Consider the following 18,836-nt stretch of genomic DNA (forward strand, 5'->3'; position numbering starts at 1 on the left):
TTGTATCTCCTCCTCGTTATGCTTGAAACCAGTTCACAGCCGCTGGTTTCGTGTTGCGGTAAATATGTTTGATTTCCGTGTATTCTTCCAGACCGATTTTGCCGAGTTCGCGGCCGAAGCCCGATTGTTTGTACCCGCCCCATGGCGCTTGCGCGAAATACGGGTGGAAATCATTGATCCATACCGTTCCCATCCGCAGTTTGGCGGCTACGCGTTCGCATTTTTCAATATCCTTTGACCATACCGCTCCGGCCAGCCCGTAAATGGTATCGTTGGCAAGTCTGATCACTTCTTCTTCAGATGAAAATGACTCAACTGTTAAAACGGGGCCGAAAATCTCCTCTTGGACTATCCGCATATCAGACTTGCAGTTTGAGAAAATAGTAGGTTCATAGAAGAAACCGTTTTGAAGGGCGGGATCATCAGGACGTTTGCCGCCTGTTTCCAGTTTTGCCCCTTCTTCGATACCGATTTCTACGTATTTTTCGACTTTGGCCCGATGCTCGGCGGAAATCAGCGGACCGCTTTCCGTATCTTCATGAAAACCATTTCCTAATTTGATGCGTTTCGTGCGCTTGATCAGCTCGGCTAAAAATTCATCATGAATGGCTTTGTCCACCAAAAGACGTGACCCTGCCGAACAAACTTGGCCGGCATGGAAAAACACGGCGTTCAGCGCTTGATCTGCAGCTGTTTCGAGATCTGCATCTTGAAATACGATATTCGGATTTTTGCCGCCAAGCTCCAGGGCAATCTTTTTCACATTGCCGCTTGCCGCCTGCATGATTTTTTTGCCTGTTTCAATTCCGCCCGTAAAAGAGACCAAATCGACGTCGAGGTTTCTCGCCAGCTCATCGCCGACAGAGGCGCCCGGCCCCAGCACAAGATTGGCGACCCCTTTCGGAATACCGGCTTCTTCTATTAATTGAAAGACTTTAATGGTTGTCAGCGGAGTAATCTCGCTCGGCTTTAAAACGATCGTGTTTCCGGCCGCAAGAGCGGGAGCGATTTTCCAGCTCGCCTGAAGGAGCGGATAGTTCCACGGCGTAATTTGTCCGCATACGCCAATTGGCTCTCTGACGATTTTACTTACGGAATCGGGAATCGGAGATGAAATGACCTCGCCTCCGTCTTTATCCGCCAAACCGGCATAATATTGAAATACATTTGCGATATCATCCATATCGGCTTTACTTTCTTCAATCGTTTTTCCTGTATCGAGCGATTCCAGCTCAGCTAATTCGTTCAGATCGCGTCTGATTAATTCCGCAATTTTCAGAACAAATTGTCCGCGCTCGAGCCCGGAAAGCACCGGCCACTCCCCTTCATCAAATGCTTTTCTGGCTGCGGCGATGGCTTTCACCGCATCGTTCCGGTCTCCTTCGCATACCGTTGCAATTTCTTCTTGATTAAATGGATTAATGATACGGCGGGTCTGTTTTTTTTCTGCACTGATCCATTCGCCGCCGATATAAAGCGTTTTGCTCATAAGAGTCCTCCTTACCGAAAAGTAAGTTTGTTAAATAAAAATTTAATGTTTTTAACAATATTAATTTAACATATGTTTTTTTGCCTGTCAAAACCCGGTCAGTCCGTTTAGATTTTGACATTTTGTCATGATTCGTTAAGATTAAGAACATAAAGAAATGACTTAACAAATTTAAACTTCAAGAGGAAAAGAGGGACAGTATGGATGAGAATCCAGAATTCGCAGCTATAGAACAAGCTAGGGATCTTGTCATTGATTCCATTGCAGAGACGATGGATCTTTACGGAATCACTCGAAGTGTCGGGATTTTATACGGAACAATGTATATGAGGGATGAAATGACGCTTGACGAAATGCGTGAGGAACTGCAGATGAGCAAACCGAGTATGAGCACAGGCGTAAAAAAGCTGCAGGATTTAAATGTGGTCAAAAAAACCTTTCACCGCGGCACACGGAAGCATACGTTTGTAGCGGAAAAAGATTTCTTTACGTTTTTCACGAATTTCTTCCCGCCGAAATGGGATCGTGAAGTTCAGGTGAATTTGTCCGCCATCGAACAGGCCCAGGCGGATTTGCAGTCCGTTTTGCTGGCCGAGGAAGGCAACACGGAATTACAGGAAGAAGCGCGGCAGTTATATGATCAGCTTGAAAGTTCGAAAGCTTATTATCATTGGCTGAAGCGTCTCGCTGACTCGGTTCAGAGCGGGGAAATTTTTAAATTTATTCCGATAGAAACGGACGAAAAAAACGCCTGAATCAAAATCAGGCGTTTTTTGTCGTGATTTGATTATTTTTGAGAAAATATAGGAACATAACCCCATTTACTTCCATTAAAATTGATGGTAAATTTTTATAGGTATGGTCGTTCTTTTTTAAGAACAATCAACAAATTTTTTTAGGGGGATTTATGAAAATGAAACAGAAATTTTTCTCAACTGTCATGGCAAGTTTATTCGGCCTGGTTTTGCTTCTTTCTCTGCCGACAGCGTCATTCGCCGCTGAGTCAGGCTCAACCGTTCACGAACCGGAAATGTCCACGAAAGCGACTGCTACCTTATTTGCAAAATATACAGGTGCCAGCCAGCAGGAATGGTCATTTTCTGATATCGAATTGACGTACCGTCCGAACACGATCCTGAGCTTAGGCGTTATGGAATTTACCCTTCCTAGCGGATTTGCGGCTACAACAAAAGATACAGTCAACGGACACGCTTTGCGTGAAAGACAGATTCTGAATAACGGCAAAACAGTCAGACTTCCGTTAAACATTGATTTGCTCGGCGCAGCGGAATTCAAGCTTTCTCTTAATAATAAAACATTGCCTGCTGCAGGTACATATAAGTTCCGTGCAGAAAATAAATCATTAAGCATCGGCTCTAAATTCTATGCTGAGGACACAATTGTTGTTCAAAAACGCAGCACACCGCCGACACAGCCTTGCAACTGCAAATAATTGCGAAAAACGGACCGGCACAAGCCCATCGCTTGTCAGCCGGTCTTTTTTCGTGCTGTTTTCTTTCTTCCGGCCCTCGCATTGACAAACCCTTGAAACAGGAGTACATTCTTGTTTGTTGTATTTGGAGTGACGAAAACAGTTTCTTAAGGAGTTATGAGGATTGGGAAAAATCAAAAATAAACAATTTGCCGTCATCGGACTCGGACGTTTCGGCGGAAGCATCTGTAAAGAGCTTTTTAAAATGGGGCATGAGGTGCTTGCGGTCGATATCAGCGAAGAGCGGGTCAACGCATACTCCTCTTATGCCACGCATGCTGTGCGGGCAAATTCAACGGAAGAAAGCGAGCTTCAGTCGCTCGGCATCAGAAATTTTGAATATGTCATCGTAGCAATCGGCGCCAACATTCAGGCAAGCACGCTGACGACGCTGTTATTGAAGGAGCTGAACATCCCTAATATTTGGGTGAAAGCGCAAAACTATTATCATCACAAAGTGCTTGAAAAGATCGGTGCTGATCGTATTATCCATCCCGAAAAGGATATGGGCGTGCGGATTGCGCAAAGCCTCTCGGATGAAAACGTCTTAAATTATATTGATTTGTCAGATGAATACAGCATCGTGGAGCTTTCAGCCACGAAAAAGCTGCATTTAAAATCCATTCTTGATCTTGGCGTCCGGGCCAGATTCGGCTGCACCATTCTCGCCTTGAAACATAACGGAGACATTCAGCTGTCCCCTTCTCCGGAGACTGTCATTCATGAATGTGACTGCCTTGTGCTGATGGGGCATAAACGTGATATTAAAAGGTTTGAAACTGAAGGAATGTAAAAAAGCCGGCGGGCTGCCGGCTTTTTTTGATGCTTATGTTTCTTCACTTAACTGGACGGCGGTTTGGTCAACCCAGCCGATCAGCTCATCTTTCACTTGAATTTGGTACCAGACGGATTCTCCGTTTTGTTTTTCAGATACGACTTTAATATGCTGGCCGGTAAACTTTTGCGCCGATGCCAGTTTAATAGAATGCCGCTCTTTTGACGGCTTGGACCACACGTCTTCAATGGCGTGGTCTTTGATGGCGCCTTTCATATCAACTGCTTTAAGAGAGGCATTGATTTTGTCATATTCATTCAGGTTATAGGTTTCTATGACATCTTTAATTTTTTCAGCATAGCCGGGGTCTGTGGCGTAGCCGGATTTTTGAAGGGCAGCCGCCGCTGTTTTATAATTGTCCGCTTCAATGACAGGCTTATACTTCTTTTTATTCCAAGACGTTCCGTTGACAAATAATTTGGCATGGTCATCCATTGATTCAAAAAACGTGCTGTATTTACGGAATTTTGCCCGAATCGTTTTTCGTTTTCCTTTTTCAAATTCATCCGTTTTCATCGTGACGTGTTTTCCTTTATAATCACCTTTTACACCGAACAGGTTGCGCGCTTTCCCCGCAAGCTCACTGTTCCCCCAGTCCGATTCGAGAATGGCCTGTGCGAGGGTGATGCTCGGAAGGACATGATATTTCTCATATAAAATTTGAGCATGCCCCGAAAGGCTGTCAATAAAGACCTGCTGCTCGTCCACCTCTTCAGGCGGTTTTTCTTCCGTCACTATGAATTTCGAAAACACCATTGATACCAGAAATAATCCGAATATAAGAGATACAGCAAAAAGGCACCCAAGCACCCTTTTGGTCTTTGCTTTCTTTTTCATATCAACCTTCCTTTAATTCCGGAATCACTAGATTTATAATTTTACTGGTCATTGATGAAAATTTCAATAAAATAGGGAAAAAGACGGAGAAAGAACACATTGTGCAAATAAAAAAGACTCCTCTTTGAGGAGTCTTTTTGGTTATGCCATGCTCAGCTGAGGGCCGAACAATTCATATTGAACGGAATCAGTGTCAAACCCGAGTGCAAGAATCATATCTTTCATTTGCGTCATAAACTGCGCTGATCCGCACAAGTAAAATTCAGCATCTTGATTCAGATGAAGCTGCTCCAAGAAGGTTTGATCAATCCTGCCGCTGTAAAAAGGCTTGTCTCCTGAGCGGTCTTGTTCTGCCGGTTCACTGTATACATAAATGACGTTAATATTCGGATGATTCTCCGCAGCTTGTTCAGCCTCTTTGCGGAACGCGGCGTACTCTCCGTTTTTCGCGGCATGAATAAAAGTAACGGCACGCTCCGGCTGTTTTTCGGCGGCTGTTTTCAGCATGCTCATCATCGGCGTGATTCCGGAGCCGGCACTGATAAGAACAACCGGTTTTTCGGAAGAAGACAGCTTGAAATCCCCAGCGGGTGCGCTGACTTCAAGTTTATCTCCCTCTTGAACTTCATTGTGGAGATGAGAAGAAACCGCTCCGTCCTTTTTCACAGAAATCCGATATGCCCCTTTTTGAGAAGCATCAGACAGGCTGTACTGGCGAATGTGCGTATAAGGAGAATCCGCAATCCGCACTTTAATGCTGATATATTGTCCCGCTTCAAATCCAGGAAGCGAAGAGCCGTCACTCGGTTTGATATAAAATGATGTGATATCTTTGCTTTCTTTCGTTTTCTGTATAACCGTAAATTCTTTATACCCCTGCCATCCGGCTTCATTGTACATGTCTTTTTCAATGCCGATGAAAGCCTCCGCAATAACACCGTAGGCTTTTTCCCATGCCTGCATAACCTCAGGAGTTGCGGCATCCTGCAGCACATCCTTAATTGCCAGAAGCAGATACTTTCCGACAATCGGATAATGTTCCGGTTTTACACCGATGCTTGTGTGTTTATGGCCGATCTGTCTGACCGCCGGAATGATTTGTTCTAATTGATCAATATTCGCCGCAGCCGCAATGACTGCATTTGCCAATGCTGCGCGCTGAGTCTGTTTCTTTTGGTTCGTTTGGTTAAACATATTTAACAGTTCGGGATGATCTTGAAACATCAGGTTATAAAAGCGTCCGGTGATGTTTTCTCCATGTGTTTTCAATACGGGTACTGTGCTTTTGATGATGTCTATTGTTCTCTCATCCAGCATGTTAATCCTCAACCCTTCTAAAGATGTATTTTCAATATATCTTTATAGTAAGAGATATTTCGAATAAAAGATATATTGAAAATGAATCTTTAAAAAAGTCGTCACAATATTGTGTTGGATTTGGAATTTATGGATTTCACCTCCTTTTTTTTATCACCCGGTGAAACAGGGACACATATATTTGGGAATATACGTTTAAAGATGAAAGCGGGGGAGTGCATGGTTTCCGATATCGATTACACGTCTCCGAATACACAATTCACTTATGATGTGAATGAGAGCCGTTTTTTTACGAAAGATGCTCGGAACTTTATCAATGTATTGGGGATTAAACAGTTAAACACGCTTGAAAATATTTCATTATTAGATATCTTTCTGAGCAAAACAAATGTGATTGAACCGCATACCCATCAAAACGCCGCTGAATTGGTGTACTGTATTTCGGGTTCCGCGGTGGTGTCGATGCTGAATCCGTTCACCCAGAAAATACGGAATTATCCGATCTCTTCAGGACAAGTGGCGAATGTTCCGCAGGGGTGGTGGCATTATGAAGTCGCCACTTCAGACAAAACCCACCTTTTGGCCATATTTGACGCCCCTTCGCCTGAAGTGATATACGGCTCGGATATTCTCCGTCTGACGCCGCCAGAGATCATGGCGCATACGTACTGTCTGAATGAGCATGAGTGGGAAAAAGCCGTTTCACCGATCCGGCAATCAACTGTGATAGGCCCCGATAAATACTGCGGACAGACTGAAAACACGGGGATTCATGATATGAATACGCCTTATCAGCCAAATACGCATTATCCGAATGATCCGTATCGGCATTATGATACGCCGTTATATTGGGGATATTAAACGGAGAGCCAGAGCGGCATTGACAGAAAGAGCCCCTCATTGAAGAGGGGCTCTTGATCATTACGGTCCGGTTCCGCAGCTTACTTTGTACTCGCCTTCGGACGATTTTTTTGAATAACATACGTGCGGCGTCTGTCCGGTATCATCTTTCCAATTGAACCAATTTACATAATAAAGGTTCCCGGCCTCTCCGCCGCCTTCTTCTTTTCGAAGAATCGCAAAGTAGCTTTGATACGGATATCCTTTTTTATAAATGTCATGCCTGATGGCTCCTTTTTCTGAAGCAGACGTGAAGACGACGGGAGAAAGAGCCGGGAGCGCTGTTAAAAGAAGTGCCAGTGCCGCTGAAAGAGTTAGTAGAAGATAGATTTTCTTTTTCATTTTTCTCTCTTTCCTTTATTTTGAGTTGTTAGAAATGAAGCAGAACATAGAGGCTGCCGCAGAGGATTAAAAACTTATAAAGGTATGGACCCAAGGGGGCTCGAACCCCTGACCTCTACGCTGCCGGTGTGGAGATGAGTTCCTGATACGAACAGACGTTTTGTTTCAAACCCTAATCTTTTATTTGGCTAAAAATGAATAAGTTGGTCCCCAAATTGGATAATAAATTAAAGGTTAATTTTCCACTAGACCTGCCATCAAAACGCCCATCACAATCAATAATAATAGTAAAAGTAAACAAAGTGCTAGGATAACAAAAGAAATGTTCTTTGCAATTCCTTTAGGCGATTTGATTGCTAGAATACTCCCCACGACAATTCCTAGGATTCCAAGCGCCCAATGAATATGAGGCAGAAAGCACAATGCGAATAAAAGGATGATAAGCGACACTATTCCAAAATACTTTCTCATTTCTCTCCTTTCTATTTTCCCTCCATTAAATTTGAAAATTGAGCTTATCAATTCTTATATATTCTTAAGATCTAAAAATATAGAGTGCCATATTTTTTTAATATTAGCATAGATTTATCGTTCGAGCTTTAAGACGACGAATACATACGCGAGGTTATCTGCGCAGTTCATAAGGGGGATACATGGCTTATTATATTTGATTCTCTTTTATCCGTTGATACTTATGAAGTTGGGAGATGATCAAATGACTGATTTCGAATGAAAAGTGTACCGGATTATCTTTAACATGATCCAATTCGGAAAAAACCCCTCCTTGGATGAATTGAAGAGAAAAACCGGCAAGGATGAACGCGCTATCCGGGAAGCAGTGAAGAACCTCATGAGGCAGCGTATGCTGAAATGGGATAAGAATAAAAACAAGTGGATGTTTTGAAACAATATAATGAAGAAAGGAAAAAAGCCTTTTCCGAAGAAAAGGCGTAAGCTGATCAAGTCTGGAAACGATCTGAGGCAGTTTGAAAGGTATCATGTGTTTGTTTTTCCACTGTGTTCACACCCACTTCGCATATAAAAGATAACGACAGACCCAAAATAATGAAAATGCTTTTTTTAAAATTCATACAGGCACTCTCCTTCTTAGGTTTGATTACGATCAGACGAAACTTGATAAGATCCATCAAATGAAACAGCCGATGTTGCTAGACCGATCCCTGACATTAAAACGACAGCCGACACAATGATAAATACGCCTTTTCTAAAATTCATACAGGCATTCTCCCCTCTGAATTTGTTTTTGCGTTTGAATCATTTTTTGATGATAAAAATAAGATTTGTCATATTGCTTTGACTCTGCATAAACAGCAGCCGTATCAAGAGCAATATCTTCTACATACGAATAGTTTTTATTTTTCTCAAGGTAATCAATTGTTTTTTTGATTCCCATTTGGTCTATTGCATTAATATATAAAGCCTCCAAATATTTTTGCAGAGATTCAAACAGCTTATCTCCTTGAAATATCGCTGATGAAAGTCCCTTTTTGCTGATTTGAATCGCCTCGCTTGTTTTCCCTTGTTTAAATAGAAGCTTTGCGTATGTAAACAAGGAATGCGGAAGGTTACCCAATTTATACTTTTCAGATATCTCCGCTGCTTTTTTTAAGTAGATTTCAGCTTTATTGTATTCTTCTAAGTCTCCGTAATTCTTTCCTATGTTGTAATAAGCAGAACTGAGCAGCCTTTCATTATTGTTTACTTGTTTCGACAACTCTAAAGCTTTTTCTAAATGCGGCAAGCTTTTTTCATAACGTTTAAAGTCTACATAGTTCCCTGATACGACAAATAGACATTGAATTTTCCGGACCTTATACAACTCATACTGATCGTAAATATCGAGCGCTTGCTTTACGTGATGCATGGAGACGTGGCTTTGTTTCATACCGTAATATGCTTCAGCCAGTTTAAAATGAAACTCCGCTCTCTCAATTTCATCATGCACATGAACGAGTTGTTTTTCAGCCTCTCTATAAAAGCCGATCGCCTTTACATACTGCTTTTGATCAAATTCATACATGCCGCGGAAAAATAAAGAATAATAGCACAGCAGGCCGGAAATTCCTTTATTTGATGCTTCGATTTTTTCCAGCAGCTCGTCAATTGTCGGTCTCACGCGGGTAGTCACCGGTTCTAAATAATCCAGCATAAGCTGATGGCGGAATTTCATGAGGGTGTAGTAAATCAGTAGATACTCGTCTTCTTCCATCTCATTTATTTCTTGTTCCACTTCCGCTTTCAAAATCTCCGCATCCGGAACACTGAACTGACATATCATTTTGTACCATTCATTGATCTTAACGCCAACCTCTGATGATGGTAAAACAGAACTCACAAGGCCACTCCTCCTTTTATATAATATTCTAACATTTCCAAATTATGTTTGAACGAAAAAAAACCGCAATTTGTTTGCGGTCTACCAGATTACTTATTTTCACGTAACTGTTGGAAACGACCATCCCATTTGCGATAATAAAACTAATGTATGGGGAATATAATTGGGAGGGATTAAGGATGTGTCATTTTAAAATGCGCCTTACTTTATCACTCAAATGTTTAAAACTCTATGAAAATGTTTACTTTGGGATAGTGTTTATAAGTAGACTCTCTACAAGTCTACTTTATTTTTTTCTCATAAATAAACGAGGTGAAAATCAATGGATGGTATAAAATTTTTAGAAGATATGACACGACTCGGAGTAATCATTTTGGTGTTCTCCGGATATGCTGTTTATTGGAAATTAGGTAAAACAAAAAGAGAGCGAGGGCTTACAAAATTTGAAGCTTGTCTTAGGTTCTCTGTGATGTTTGGTATATTAGCTTGGGGGATTTCGACTCTTGCTTTGAGTTTATGGTCATAATCCTTTTTGTCAATATTCGATCTATAGTCTAAACAGATTAAAATCAGATAAATGCACCCGCAATTTTCCAAAATAGGGGGTTATAATATGGCGTTTATACAGTGCAATGATTGGGCGGTTTTCGGCATGGTGAAGGACTTGCCTTTCAATCGCATTTGGATGTGGATTGGGAAAGAGGCGGCTTCTATGTAAATCGATCAATTTCTAAAACGGTCAACGGGCAGCCTCTTGTAAAACCACCTAGGCTCTCCTTATAGAAGCCGCTGAAAATATAAGCGCCATTCAGAAACGCGCCGATCATGCAAGCCGAAGACATGTAACTAGAAAACCTTGGAAATGAGACAGCTCAATATTTTGATCAATTCAATCCTAATTTGAAGGCGAAAAGCAACTAAACTTCCTCAAAATAAATTTTTCGTCCCCAAATTGTCCCCAATTGCTTTTTGGGACTATTGGCCCTGTTCCTGACAAACAAAAAAACCCTTATAGAATAAGGGTTTAAAGGTATGGAGCCAAGGGGGCTCGAACCCCTGACCTCTACGCTGCCAGCGTAGCGCTCTCCCAGCTGAGCTATGGCCCCGTGCTGTAACGTCATGTTTTATTATAGACGAGTCTTCTATGAATTTCAAGCAGAAAATTCAGTTTGCTCATATTTTCCTGAGACGTTTTTCGAACATAAAAAGAAGACCCTCCGGGGGGCCTCTTCGTTTATCGCACGAGCATGATTAAAATGATGCCGAGGATGACACGGTAAATGGCGAACGGGACAAGCTTAATCCGGTTAATAAGCCGAAGAAAAAATTTGACGACTAAGAGGGCGACGATAAAGGCGCAAATAAAGCCGACAAGAAAAAACGGAATCATGTCATAAGAAAGACTGCTCCAGTATTTCACCAGCTTCAGAAGGCTTGCGCCCGCCATAATCGGAATAGCCATAATAAATGTGAAGTCTGCGGCTGCCCGGTGATTCAAGCCGACAATGACACCTCCGGCAATCGTTGAGCCTGAGCGGGAAAATCCGGGCCATAAGGCGAGACACTGGAATAATCCGACACAGAAAGCCTGTTTGTAGGTGATTCTGTCCACCGTATCGATCGTTTCTTTCCTTTTATTGATCCAGTCCGCTATAAGCATAAGCACGGCTCCGGCAATTAATCCGTAAGCGACCGTTCTGACGGAGAATAAATAGCGGTCAATGAAATCCTCAAATAAAAAGCCGAGCACCGCCGCCGGAACAAGACCGACGGCGATTTGCGCGATGGTCAGCCTGTATCCCTTCTGCTGATCGCGCGTGACGTTTTTTTTGAGGCCGAGTAAATGTAATATCCGATCCTTAAACACAATGGCCACCGCCAGAATCGAACCGAGCTGAATCACCACTTTGAAGGAATTGGCGGCTTCCGGATTCATCAGGCTTCCGGATTTCAGCCAGATGTCATCCGCTATGATCATATGTCCCGTGGAAGAAACCGGCGCATACTCCGTCAGCCCTTCCACGATTCCCAAAACGGCTGCTGTGAACATCTCCCATAGTGTCATCCCATTCTTCCCTTCATTCATCATTTACAAAAGAGAAGCTCTCCTCTGAAGGAAAGCCTGTCTTATAATAAATATCATATCCGTTCCGATTTTATGACTTCGATCCAGCATCATTTTTTTCTTCTTCATATAAATGCGAACGCATTTTGAACCAATCAAACAGATGGGTCGTGACCACTTTGATGACCGCATACCCCGGGATGGCTAAAATAATGCCGACAACCCCGAACAGCTTTCCGGCGGTTAAAAGAACAAAGATGATGGTAATCGGGTGAATGTGAAGATTTTTCCCCATGATCTGCGGCGAAATTAATTTCCCTTCCACGAGCTGGACAACGGTCCATACAATCGCAAGCTTCAGCAGCATAAGGGGCGAAGTGACCAACGCGATAATAATCGCCGGCGTGATGGCAATGGTCGGCCCTAAATACGGAACAACGCTCGTACAAGCGGCAATGACCGCAAGCAGTGACGCATAATCAAGTCCGATAATCAGATAGCCGATAAATAATAAAAACCCGATGCAGAAGCTGACGATGACCTGTCCTCTGATATAGGAACTTAATCTGTGGTTCATTTCACTAAGCATCGTATACGTTTGTTCTTTCAGACGGGTGGGCACAAACTTTAAGATATAAATCGGCAGTTTTTTGCCGTCTTTCAGCAAATAGAACAGAATAAACGGCACGGTCACAATTGAAATAATCACTTCGGTCAGCGCGCCGATAAAATTCCCGACTCCGGTAAATGTGCTGTTTGCAATTGTCGCCGCCTGCGCCGATACTTTATTAGCAAGATCGGAAATGTTGATATTCATCGTCTTTTGCGCCTGATTTACAAAATCGCTTCCGATCAGGCTTTTCGTCTGATCTTCAACGATATCCACATATTTCGGCAGATTGTCGATCAGGCTCATGATCTGTTCCTTTAAAAACGGAATAATTGAAACGACCGTAATCGTAATCAGCCCTATAATAATGAGGTAAAGGAGCAGGATGGAATAGACTCTTTTCACTCTTATTTTTTCCAATATATCTACGATCGGATTAAGCAGATAATAAACAATTCCTGTCAAAATGACGGGGAGCGCAATCGTTTTGAGCAGGACGATAATAGGTGTGAAAATAAATGATGTCTTCATAAAGACAAGGATATTGAGACCGATGAGCAGCAATACAAGCAAAAACAAGACAAATTTATTGTCTAAGAAAAACTGTTTAAATCTGCCGCCCCATGTTTGCAATGTTTCCACTATTGTTCCTCCATCATATGTATTTTACTTAAATTGTACACTATCGTTCCTGTAATGAAAAATAATAACCGGTCTCTATGGGAATTTTTCCTATCCCTTTAGCTGGCAGCCTTTTTTCCATTTATGTTTCTCAGAAAAAAAGCTATAATGTAAGCCAATACATAGAAGGAGCGATAGCAATGATTCGATTTGCAACAGTCGGAACGAATTGGATTACAGAACGATTTCTGGAGGCGGCTTCTGCTATTGATGATTTTCAATTAACGGCGGTTTATTCCAGAACTGAGGAACGCGCGGCGGAATTCGCCGGCAAACACGGCGCTGCTCATTCTTTCACCAGCCTGAAAGAAATGGCGGAAAGCAAAGCCTATGACGCGGTGTATCTCGCCAGCCCGAATGCATTTCACAAAGAGCAGGCGGTCCTTTTTATGGAACACGGCAAGCATGTACTGTGCGAAAAACCGTTTGCGTCTAACGCAAGGGAAACGGATGAAATGATTCACGCAGCCAAAACGAACGGCGTTCTCTTGATGGAAGCCATGAAAACAACGTTCCTGCCGAACTTCAGCATGCTTCAAAACCACTTACATAAAATCGGACCCGTCAGGAGATTCACGGCAAGCTACTGCCAATATTCATCACGATATGATGCATATAAGAACGGTACGGTGCTAAACGCGTTTAAGCCTGAATTATCGAACGGTTCGTTAATGGACATCGGCGTGTACTGCATTTATCCGGCAGTCGTCCTGTTCGGCAAACCGAAAAACGTCATTGCGACCGGTCATAAACTAGCATCCGGCGTTGACGGCGAAGGCACGGTCATTCTGTCATACGACGGATTTGAAGCGGTGCTGATGCATTCGAAAATCTCAAATTCGTTTGCCCCGGCGGAGATTCAGGGTGAAGACGGCACGATCGTTCTGGACAGCATTCACGGACCGGAACGGGCGGAAATCCGCTATCGTGACGGCCGGACGGAAGACATTTCAGTCCCTGATCTGAAACCATCGATGTACTACGAAACGGCTGAATTCATCAATCTTCTTCGAAACGGACAGCGGGAGTCTTCCGAAAATACATTTGAACGTTCTTTCATTACGGCAAGCATTATGGAAGAAGCGAGAAAACAAATCGGAATTGTCTTTCCCGCCGATCAAAACTAAAAACATCCGCCCGGATTCGGGCGGATGTTTTTTATTTGGACGCTAACAGGTCAGCAAACGCTTTTGCATACTGCGGAAGGTCGGGCGGGCGGCGGCTTGATACAATGTGTCCGTCAGTTACGACAGCTTCATCCAGCCACTGTGCCCCTGCATTTGTCATGTCGTCTTTGATACCGGGCGTGCTCGTTACTTTTTTTCCTGCGAGAATTCCGGCAGATATGAGCACCCAGCCCGCATGGCAGATCTGGCCGATCGGCTTTTTCTGCTCGTTCATCGTACGGATGATGTCCAAAACTTCGGGATATCTTCGCAGTTTGTCAGGAGCCCAGCCGCCAGGCACGAGCACGGTATCATACTCCTGGATAATCAGGCTCTTAACATCGTAATCCGCCGTCGCGGGCACGCCGTATTTTCCTTTGTATGAACGGCCCGCTTCTTCTCCTATTAAATGAACGATCGCGCCTTCCTCTCTCAGCCGGTAGACGGGATACCAAAGCTCTAAGTCTTCAAAATCGTCACTGACAAGCGCTATGACTTTTTTACCTTCTAATCTCATCACTGCCACTCCCTTCTTTTATATTAGTGTATCGCTTTTTTCAGATGAGGAAAAGAAACAGCTCGCTACAGCTGTTCTTCGTCTTCAGACTGAATCGTAAATTTCCGTGTGACCTGCTGCAGTTCTTCAGCCATATGCGCAAGCGTTTCGGCGGATGAACTGATTTCTTCCATGGAGGCCAGCTGCTCTTCAGCTGAGGCGGCGATGTCTTGAATGCCGGCGGACCCTTCTTTGGCGACTGAGGTAATGTCCTCCACCGCGTTTGTCACATTTTGCGACCCGGCTGCAAGCTTCTCAAGCGTTCCGTTCATATGCTGCAAGGCGCCTGAAATCTGAGTCGTCATTTCTGAGATTTTTTTGAAGCTTTCGGCCGTTTGATCCGTAATATCGAGGCCTTCCTTCACATCTTGATTCACCGCTTGGAATACGGAAAGCGATGTGGCGATTTCTTTGACGATTTCCTGAATCAGCGTTTCGATTTCCTTCGCGGAGCCGGCTGATTGTACGGCAAGCTTTCTCACTTCTTCCGCAACGACGGAGAAGCCCCGCCCGTATTCGCCTGCTCTGGCTGCTTCAATGGCAGCGTTTAAGGCAAGCAGATTTGTTTGATCGGCAATGCCGTTAATGACGTTGAGAATGCTCTTAATGTCGTGCGACTTCGTTTCCAGCCCTTTTACGACCGCTTCCGCCTGCTGTACGGAACGATCAATTGTTTTCATCTGGCCTACCGTTTTCGCCACTAATTCTTCTCCGCTTCCGGCCGTTTCAGAGGTTTGGATGGCGGATTCAGTGATTTCCGCCGATACATTCGCCGTCTCGGCAATGCCGGCATTCATTTGGGAAAGATGATCAGCACTTTCTCCCAATTTCTCGCTTTGTGATTCGTTTCCGTTTGAGAATTGTTCAATCGCCAGTGTAATATGCTCTGTCGCCTTGCTTGTCTGTCCGGCGGATGCCGTCAGCTCTTCGGATGAAGAAGCGACATGTTCGACGGATGATTGGATGACGCCGATGACAGACCGGAGTGATGCCGACATCTCATTGAAGCTTTGGCTGAGCTGCCCGAATTCATTTTTTGACTTGATGTCAATGACTTCCGTTAAATCGCCGTCACTGATTTTAGCTGATGTTGAAACAAGTTTTTTGAGCGGTTTTGCAATCGAGCGAATGATAAAAAAGATTAAAATACCGCCGACGATAAGAGAAACCGCCAGGATGATCAGCGCCATTTTCATGACAGGCGAGGCTGCGTCATGGATCTCACTGACAAAAAATGTGCCGGCGATTTTCCAGCCCGTCAGTTTGTTTGTCGTGAAGGCCATTTTCTTCTGCTGTCCTTCAAACATGTATTCAAACGATCCGCTTGATTTGGAAAATACTTCTTTCATCCACTCTCCGGAGCCCTCCGTTCCCGCTTTTATAGTCGGATGGGCGATGTATTTTTTATCTCCCGTTGTAATGAAGGCAAATCCTTTATGACCGATCTGCACACGTTCGGAAGCGTTCAGCAGGTCGCCCAGATTAATATCAAGCGCCACAACGCCTGATCCGTCTTTTGTCTGCTGGGCAATCGTAACGACCGTCTGTCCGGTTGCAGCGTCTTTATAAGGCTCGGTAAACACCGGCTGTCCGCTTTTTTCAACCGCTTTTGTGTACCACTCGCGCGTGAGCGGATTATAATCGGACGGCATATCAACGGACGGATATTTCACGAACGCTTTGTCGCGAGACGCGGCGTAAATTGACGCGACATCGTCATTTACGGTGACATACTGCTTCATATTGTCGAGCAGTACCGATTTATTTTTTGTGTTCAGTTTTTCCTTAGTGATTGATTCGCTGTAGTAGTCAATCGCTTTCAGCTTGCCTTCGAGCATGTTTTCCAGCACGCTGTTCAGTTCGCTGACATTTCCCTGGGCGCTGTGGGTCAGTTCGCTTTCTAATGTACTCCCCGCCGTTTGGTAGCTGAAGTAGGCGAGTATGCCGACCGGAAGCACCAATACGGCTAAAAATGCCGCGATCAGCGGCTTGCTGATGGATGGCTGTTTGATCCAATGTATCAGTTGTTTCATTTTTTCAGTCTCCTTCTTTGAAAAGCTAAATCTAATATCGTCAGATAGGACAAAAGATTTATTAAAAAAACTAAAAAAAACACCCAAACAGCACATTTGGGTGTTCTATGACCTATTAATCTATTTTAAATCGTTTCGTCATATCACGTAATTCTTCCGCCATTTGGGATAACGTTTCCGAAGACGAACTGATTTCTTCCATTGAAGCCAGCTGTTCTTCGGCGGAGGCCGCAATATCCTGAATGCTGGCGGAGCTTTCTTTTGCGATGGACGCGATTTGCTCAGAAGCTCCTGAAATCTGCTGAGAGCCTGCTGTCAGCTGTTCTACCGTCGCATTCATATTTTGAATTTCTCCGGCGATCTGGTTCGTCATTTCAGAAATCCGTTTGAAGCTCGTTTCGGTCTGATTCGTAATATCCAGTCCGCTCTCCACCTCTTTGTTGACGGATTGGAACATGCCGAGAGATGTATTGATTTCGTTGACGATTTCTATGATTAAGCTTTCGATTTCTTTCGCTGAATCGGCAGACTGGACCGCAAGTTTTCTGACCTCTTCGGCGACGACTGAGAAGCCCCGCCCGTATTCACCCGCACGTGCGGCTTCAATTGCCGCGTTCAGCGCAAGAAGGTTTGTCTGGTCAGCGATTCCGTTAATGACACGGAGAATGTTTGTAATGTCTTTTGATTTTGTTTCAAGTCCGCGCACCACTTGTTCAGCTTCTTTCACTGACCGGTCAATGACGTTCATTTGGCCGACCGTCTGGTGGACGAGCTTTCCGCCTGAATTGGCGACTTCCGCTGATGTGGCGGAGGATTCGGTAATGACGGCAGATGCTTTCGCCATATCTTTAAGCCCGCTGTTCATTTGGTAAATATGTTCCGCCGCGCTTTCAATGTTTTCACTTTGGCTTTCATTTCCGTTAGAAAATTGTTCGATCGCCAGTGTGATATGTTCGGTTGCCTTGCTTGTCTGCTCCGCTGAAGCCGTCAGCTCCTCTGAGGAAGATGCGACGTTATTCACGGAATCCTGGATGGCATGGATGAGAGACCTGAGCGAAGCGGCCATATTGTTAAAGCTTTTGCCAAGCTCGCCTAATTCATCTTTTGACTGAATCTCGATCGTTTCTGTTAAGTCGCCTTCACTGATCTGTTTCGATGATGTCACAAGCTGCTTGAGCGGTTTTGTGATTGAACGGATAATTAGCACCATGACGATGGTTCCGATCACAATCGCTAATACGAGAACGAGCAGGGACAGATGAAGGATCGGCAGGGCCGCTTCATGAATTTCGTCCAGATACATCGTTCCGGTAATCTTCCAGCCTGTCAGCCCGTTTGTATCATAAGCCATTTTCTTTTCCTGGCCGTCGTATTTGTATTGAAAATCACCTTTTTTGCTGGTGAACAGCTGTTCAGCCCACTCCCCGTTTAATACTGTGCCTGACGTGCGGTTCGGGTGGGCGACCACTTTTTTGTCTTTCGTCAGGATAAAAGCGTAGCCTGATTTTCCGATGTTCACTTTCTTTGTCGTTTTCAGAAGCTCATCGATTTTCATATTGATGGCGACGACTCCTGAGCCGTCTTTCGTCTGCTGAACGACCGTCACGACCATCGTATTGGTGGAAGCCGTGCGGTAAGGATCTGTTACAACAACTTTCCCCTTATTTTCCACGGCCTTTTTATACCAGTCTCTTTCAAGCGGATTATATCCTTTAGGCATCTGCAGATCCGGATACCGTGTGAAATGTCCTTCCGTGTCACTCGTATAAATGGATTCCACGTCTTTATTGATCTTCATGTACTCTGTGAATTTATCGGTAATTTGCGATTGGTTTTTCGGCTTGTACCGATCCTTTGTGAGCCAGTCGCTGAAATATGCCGTTCCGTCTTCCTTTTGGCTGATGCTTGTGTTGATCATATCGTTAATCTGCTGCACATTATCTAGTGCGCTTCCCATCATCTGCCTGTCAAGCGTGCTTACCGCCGATTGATAGGCGATAAAAGCCAGCGTTGAAATAGGAAGAATGAGTATGGCCAAAAAAGAAATGAGCAGTTTTCTTGTAAGCGATCTCTGCTTGATGATTTGCACAATTTTTTTCATCTGCTATATCTCCTCTTGCGTGTTTACCCTTCATATCGGCAATTATGGGTAATTAT

At 44.0% G+C, this 18,836-nt stretch carries 15 protein-coding genes, 1 tRNA gene and 1 pseudogene; 6 read left to right on the plus strand and 11 right to left on the minus strand.

The window, feature by feature from the left end; translation table 11 throughout:
• Positions 1-16: 16 nt before the first annotated feature.
• Positions 17-1,489, minus strand: coding sequence for a betaine-aldehyde dehydrogenase (gene betB, locus NYE62_RS15575; protein ID WP_342497042.1), 1,473 nt, complete (start codon positions 1,487-1,489; stop codon positions 17-19).
• Between the two features lie 200 nt (positions 1,490-1,689).
• On the opposite strand from betB, the gene NYE62_RS15580 reads away from it, so the two are divergent.
• The 3 genes from NYE62_RS15580 (at position 1,690) to NYE62_RS15590 (ending at position 3,774) form a co-directional block, all read left to right on the plus strand.
• A complete protein-coding gene (locus NYE62_RS15580; RefSeq protein WP_032869843.1) occupies positions 1,690-2,244 on the plus strand; it encodes a GbsR/MarR family transcriptional regulator in 555 nt (184 codons plus the stop codon).
• A 158-nt stretch (positions 2,245-2,402) separates the two neighbouring features.
• The gene (bslA, locus tag NYE62_RS15585; RefSeq protein ID WP_015240450.1) at positions 2,403-2,942 is read left to right on the plus strand and encodes a biofilm surface layer hydrophobin BslA; all 540 of its coding nucleotides are present in this window, start codon (positions 2,403-2,405) and stop codon (positions 2,940-2,942) included.
• 163 nt (positions 2,943-3,105) lie between these two features.
• Entirely contained in the window at positions 3,106-3,774 is a 669-nt protein-coding gene (locus NYE62_RS15590) for a TrkA family potassium uptake protein (RefSeq protein ID WP_007613331.1), read from the plus strand.
• Between the two features lie 33 nt (positions 3,775-3,807).
• Here the strand turns inward: NYE62_RS15590 and NYE62_RS15595 are convergent, their stop codons facing one another.
• Both NYE62_RS15595 and hmpA read right to left on the minus strand, forming a co-directional pair.
• Entirely contained in the window at positions 3,808-4,653 is an 846-nt protein-coding gene (locus tag NYE62_RS15595) for a glucosaminidase domain-containing protein (protein WP_014418724.1), read from the minus strand.
• Positions 4,654-4,794: 141 nt separating this feature from the next.
• Positions 4,795-5,970: an NO-inducible flavohemoprotein gene (gene hmpA, locus NYE62_RS15600; protein ID WP_338683725.1), complete on the minus strand. Its 1,176-nt coding sequence runs from the start codon at positions 5,968-5,970 to the stop codon at positions 4,795-4,797.
• Positions 5,971-6,189: 219 nt separating this feature from the next.
• Between hmpA and NYE62_RS15605 the strand changes: the two are divergent.
• Positions 6,190-6,705 (plus strand): annotated as a pseudogene (locus NYE62_RS15605) (cupin domain-containing protein); the annotation flags it as partial.
• 186 nt (positions 6,706-6,891) lie between these two features.
• On the opposite strand, the gene NYE62_RS15610 reads toward NYE62_RS15605, so the two are convergent.
• Positions 6,892-7,212 (minus strand): hypothetical protein, encoded by a 321-nt coding sequence (locus NYE62_RS15610; RefSeq protein WP_015240452.1) that lies wholly within the window; start codon positions 7,210-7,212, stop codon positions 6,892-6,894.
• A gap of 1,225 nt (positions 7,213-8,437) precedes the next feature.
• The gene (locus NYE62_RS15615) at positions 8,438-9,568 is read right to left on the minus strand and encodes a Rap family tetratricopeptide repeat protein (protein WP_338683726.1); all 1,131 of its coding nucleotides are present in this window, start codon (positions 9,566-9,568) and stop codon (positions 8,438-8,440) included.
• Positions 9,569-9,890: 322 nt separating this feature from the next.
• Here NYE62_RS15615 and NYE62_RS15620 point away from each other — a divergent pair, with 322 nt between their 5' ends.
• Positions 9,891-10,094, plus strand: a complete 204-nt coding sequence (locus tag NYE62_RS15620) for a hypothetical protein (protein WP_080130012.1) — start codon at positions 9,891-9,893, stop codon at positions 10,092-10,094.
• Positions 10,095-10,601: 507 nt separating this feature from the next.
• Here the strand turns inward: NYE62_RS15620 and NYE62_RS15625 are convergent.
• From NYE62_RS15625 to NYE62_RS15635, 3 genes are all read right to left on the minus strand, one after another.
• A tRNA-Ala gene (locus tag NYE62_RS15625) sits at positions 10,602-10,674 on the minus strand.
• Positions 10,675-10,802: 128 nt separating this feature from the next.
• A complete protein-coding gene (locus NYE62_RS15630) occupies positions 10,803-11,633 on the minus strand; it encodes an undecaprenyl-diphosphate phosphatase (protein WP_015240453.1) in 831 nt (276 codons plus the stop codon).
• Positions 11,634-11,724: 91 nt separating this feature from the next.
• Entirely contained in the window at positions 11,725-12,885 is a 1,161-nt protein-coding gene (locus NYE62_RS15635; protein ID WP_007408629.1) for an AI-2E family transporter, read from the minus strand.
• Positions 12,886-13,064: 179 nt separating this feature from the next.
• Between NYE62_RS15635 and NYE62_RS15640 the strand changes: the two genes are divergently transcribed.
• Positions 13,065-14,051 carry a Gfo/Idh/MocA family oxidoreductase gene (locus tag NYE62_RS15640; protein WP_060561859.1) on the plus strand — a complete coding sequence of 329 codons (987 nt, stop codon included), beginning with the start codon at positions 13,065-13,067 and terminating at the stop codon, positions 14,049-14,051.
• Between the two features lie 31 nt (positions 14,052-14,082).
• Here the strand turns inward: NYE62_RS15640 and NYE62_RS15645 are convergent, their stop codons facing one another.
• From NYE62_RS15645 to NYE62_RS15655, 3 genes are all read right to left on the minus strand, one after another.
• Positions 14,083-14,607 (minus strand): type 1 glutamine amidotransferase domain-containing protein, encoded by a 525-nt coding sequence (locus tag NYE62_RS15645; protein ID WP_342497043.1) that lies wholly within the window; start codon positions 14,605-14,607, stop codon positions 14,083-14,085.
• 65 nt (positions 14,608-14,672) lie between these two features.
• Positions 14,673-16,679, minus strand: a complete 2,007-nt coding sequence (locus NYE62_RS15650) for a methyl-accepting chemotaxis protein (RefSeq protein WP_039254117.1) — start codon at positions 16,677-16,679, stop codon at positions 14,673-14,675.
• Positions 16,680-16,794: 115 nt separating this feature from the next.
• Positions 16,795-18,780 (minus strand): methyl-accepting chemotaxis protein, encoded by a 1,986-nt coding sequence (locus NYE62_RS15655; RefSeq protein WP_007408632.1) that lies wholly within the window; start codon positions 18,778-18,780, stop codon positions 16,795-16,797.
• Positions 18,781-18,836 lie beyond the last annotated feature (56 nt).

The organism is Bacillus sp. FSL K6-2861 (assembly GCF_038630725.1).
In the GTDB taxonomy this organism is placed as follows: domain Bacteria; phylum Bacillota; class Bacilli; order Bacillales; family Bacillaceae; genus Bacillus; species Bacillus velezensis.

Excerpts from the sequence above, each read along its gene's own strand:
- betB (WP_342497042.1), bottom strand. The coding sequence starts at position 1,489 with ATGAGCAAAACGCTTTATATCGGCGGCGAATGGATCAGTGCAGAAAAA.
- NYE62_RS15580 (WP_032869843.1), top strand. The coding sequence starts at position 1,690 with ATGGATGAGAATCCAGAATTCGCAGCTATAGAACAAGCTAGGGATCTT.
- bslA (WP_015240450.1), top strand. The coding sequence starts at position 2,403 with ATGAAACAGAAATTTTTCTCAACTGTCATGGCAAGTTTATTCGGCCTG.
- NYE62_RS15595 (WP_014418724.1), bottom strand. The coding sequence starts at position 4,653 with ATGAAAAAGAAAGCAAAGACCAAAAGGGTGCTTGGGTGCCTTTTTGCT.
- hmpA (WP_338683725.1), bottom strand. The coding sequence starts at position 5,970 with ATGCTGGATGAGAGAACAATAGACATCATCAAAAGCACAGTACCCGTA.
- NYE62_RS15610 (WP_015240452.1), bottom strand. The coding sequence starts at position 7,212 with ATGAAAAAGAAAATCTATCTTCTACTAACTCTTTCAGCGGCACTGGCA.
- NYE62_RS15620 (WP_080130012.1), top strand. The coding sequence starts at position 9,891 with ATGGATGGTATAAAATTTTTAGAAGATATGACACGACTCGGAGTAATC.
- NYE62_RS15630 (WP_015240453.1), bottom strand. The coding sequence starts at position 11,633 with ATGACACTATGGGAGATGTTCACAGCAGCCGTTTTGGGAATCGTGGAA.
- NYE62_RS15640 (WP_060561859.1), top strand. The coding sequence starts at position 13,065 with ATGATTCGATTTGCAACAGTCGGAACGAATTGGATTACAGAACGATTT.
- NYE62_RS15645 (WP_342497043.1), bottom strand. The coding sequence starts at position 14,607 with ATGAGATTAGAAGGTAAAAAAGTCATAGCGCTTGTCAGTGACGATTTT.
- NYE62_RS15650 (WP_039254117.1), bottom strand. The coding sequence starts at position 16,679 with ATGAAACAACTGATACATTGGATCAAACAGCCATCCATCAGCAAGCCG.
- NYE62_RS15655 (WP_007408632.1), bottom strand. The coding sequence starts at position 18,780 with ATGAAAAAAATTGTGCAAATCATCAAGCAGAGATCGCTTACAAGAAAA.